Source organism: Gemmatimonadaceae bacterium, assembly GCA_035633115.1.
Classification (GTDB): Bacteria; Gemmatimonadota; Gemmatimonadetes; order Gemmatimonadales; family Gemmatimonadaceae; genus UBA4720.
Window position 1 is genome coordinate 1 of record DASQFN010000099.1, and the last position, 2878, is coordinate 2878.

2 protein-coding genes are annotated in these 2878 nt (G+C 63.5%); both read left to right on the forward strand.

Features of this window, described 5'->3' with window-relative positions:
* Window positions 1-2309, forward strand: a 2309-nt coding sequence (locus VES88_11965; GenBank protein ID HYN82211.1) for a GDSL-type esterase/lipase family protein, incomplete at its 5' end; no start/stop codon positions are given.
* Between the two features lie 50 nt (window positions 2310-2359).
* Window positions 2360-2878 (forward strand): Ig-like domain-containing protein (locus VES88_11970; protein ID HYN82212.1); only part of this gene is annotated, 519 nt, incomplete at its 3' end.

Below are 2878 nucleotides of genomic sequence, written 5' to 3' on the forward strand. Positions count from 1 at the left end.
CGGGCAAGGTTAGTCACTTCAGCGTCTACGGAGTTCTGCTGCAGGCTCCGGTGGCGACGATCACGATCAACCGCGACACGACGATTCAGGTTCAGAAGACCCTTCAGTTCACGGCCACTCTGAAGGACATCGAGCAGCTGACCCTAAACCGCGTGGTTACGTGGACTAGCTCCAATCCGGCGGCAGTGACGATCGATGCGAATGGTCTGGCCAGAACCCACGTGCCGGGGCAGTCCACAATCGCGGCAGCTTCGGAGGGAAAGACGGCCAGCGCGACGGTCACAGTCGTGCCCGGACCTCCGACAGCTCTCGCGATCGTTGCCGGCGATGGGCAGACGGCAGTTGCCGGCAGTGCGGTCGCGACTCCCCCCGCAGTGAAAGTGACCGATGCGTTCGGAAATCCGATTTCCGGATTTGCGATCACGTTTGCGGTTGCGAGCGGAGGAGGGACGATCACCGGCGGTGCGGCGACGACGAACGCATCCGGCATCGCAACAATCGGCAATTGGACGCTTGGCACCACAGCCGGACCGAACACGCTCACCGCAAGCGGGTCGGGACTTACTCCTGCGTCGGTCACATTCACGGCAACCGGGGGCGCGGGAATACCGACGACGGTCGCCGCGTTTGCCGGAAACAATCAGACAGGGACTGCGGGTGGTCCGGTTGCAGCTCCGCCATCGGTGAAAGTCACTGATGTCAACGGAAATCCGGTGGCAGGGTTCAACGTCATCTTCTCGCCGGGCTCGGGGAACGGGGCGGTGACGGGTGGATCTGCAGTTACGAACTCCTCGGGTATTGCCGCGCCGACCAGCTGGGTGCTGGGATCAATACCGGGCGTACAAACTCTGGTCGCGACGGCGGGTTCGCTGAGCGGCAGTCCGATAACCTTTTCCGCAACTGCGGTCGCGCCTATTCCGGCAAAGATCGTAAGCAACAGCCTCGATCCTCAGACGGGGACAGTAAGAAAGGCTGTCGGTGCCCCGCCGACAGTGCGGGTACTGGACGCCGCAGACATTCCCGTCCCGGGCTACACCGTGACTTTCGCGGTGTCGAGCGGTGGCGGGAGCGTGACCGGTGGCACCGTCGTAACCAATGAAGGCGGCTACGCCACCGTCGGCAGCTGGATACTCGGCGCGTCGCCGGGAACGAATACGCTTAGCGCAACAGCGGGGACTCTCCAGGGTAGCCCCATCATCTTCACGGCCACGGGAGTTCAGCCGCCGCCGGCCACGATGGCCATCAGCGCCGGACAGAATCAAAGTGCGTTGGCAGGTACGCAGGTTTCGACTCGGCCGGCTGTGATTGTGACAGACGCAAGCGGCGACGGAGTCCCCGGAATCACTATCGTGTTCAGCATCCGGAGCGGCAGCGGCAGCATCTCTGGAGCCAGCGCCGAGACGAACGGCAGCGGCATCGCGACTCTTGGTAGCTGGACGCTTGGAATCGGTGGGAACTCGCTCTTCGCAAGCGTAGACGGTCTTCCAGGCAGTCCGCTGATCTTCCACGCCCTTGGGACCGCGCAGGTTCAAGTGGTGACGTTCGGCGACTCCAACACCGACTACGGATATTCGGGAAGAGACTTTCCGATCGTTGCCGCCTCATACGTGTCAAACTTTCCCAGCAAGAAACTCGGGCCAAATGAGCCGAATAGCTCGTTCCAGCTGGCGGGTAAGATCGAGAGCCGGTGGCGTGCCAGCCAGTCGAAGACGATCGTGGTAGTCAACCACGGGGTTGGTGGCACGACAACGGGCACCGGCCGCACCATTCTGTTCAGCCCCAACGCGCGTGAGGTCGTGAACGGAGTGACGCGGTTCGAAGGGGAAGCGCTCGGGGTCGCCTATCCGTGGAGCGGGGGCGAGGCGCCCAGCGTGTATTATCCTTCAGGGCCAATCGCCCGCGTCCAGGCGTTTACTCCACGCCCTTCCGATTTCCTGTACATCTCGATGGGCACGAACGACTTGGGCGCCGGAATATCCACTGCGTCCACCGTAGTGAATCTCGAGTGGATGGTCGATTTGTGGATTGCGCGCGGCGTACCCGCGAATCACATCATTGTTACGACGCTGCCACCGCGGCAGCCGGGTCAGAGTGCGTCGCTGCCTGCACTCAACGCGGCAATTCGCGCGAAGTTCCAGGCCAAGGGAGTCAACGTGATCGACATCGCGGCGATGACCTCCGATGATGGCGGAGCGACATGGAAAAGCGCCAGCCTTCACGTGGGCGACTCGGTGCACTACGCCGAGGTGGTCCGCAACCTCATCGCGGACGCGGTCGTCAACATCCTGCTGGCCCTCACTCCGCCGTAGTGGACGGGATTCCATCCAATCGCCGGGCTTCCCGCGCGTGTGATGACATCGTGACTCGCGGCCAGTCCGGCGCGCGAACCAGCCGAATTCTGCTGTGGCTCGCGGCGGGAGTCATCGCCTTCGGCATGGGTTGCGGGGAGGGCACGGCTCCTCCGGCTCCGGTGGCGACAGTCAGCATCGCGCCGGCGAAGGTCGACCTCGTGCCGGGCGGAACTGAGATACTTCAGGCAATCCCGAAGGACGCAGGCGGCAGCGCTCTCACCAATCGGATGACCGAGTGGTCGAGCTCCGATCCGTCAACGGCGACCGTCGCAGCTGGAGTCGTCACCGGCGTCGCGCCTGGAACGGCGACGATCACCGCCACGATCGAGGGCCACACGGCGTCCGTCGAAGTCACCGTCAAGGAAGGCGCCGTAGTGTCGAGCGCCGGCGCATCGTTCAGCGTCCTCAACTCTACTGTCTCCCTCGAGATTCCCGCGGGCGCGCTCACGCAGACCCGGAACATCTCGGTTGCGCCGACCAGCAATTTTCCCGCGAACGACCGCGTAGTAGCGGGCACGACCTTCGAA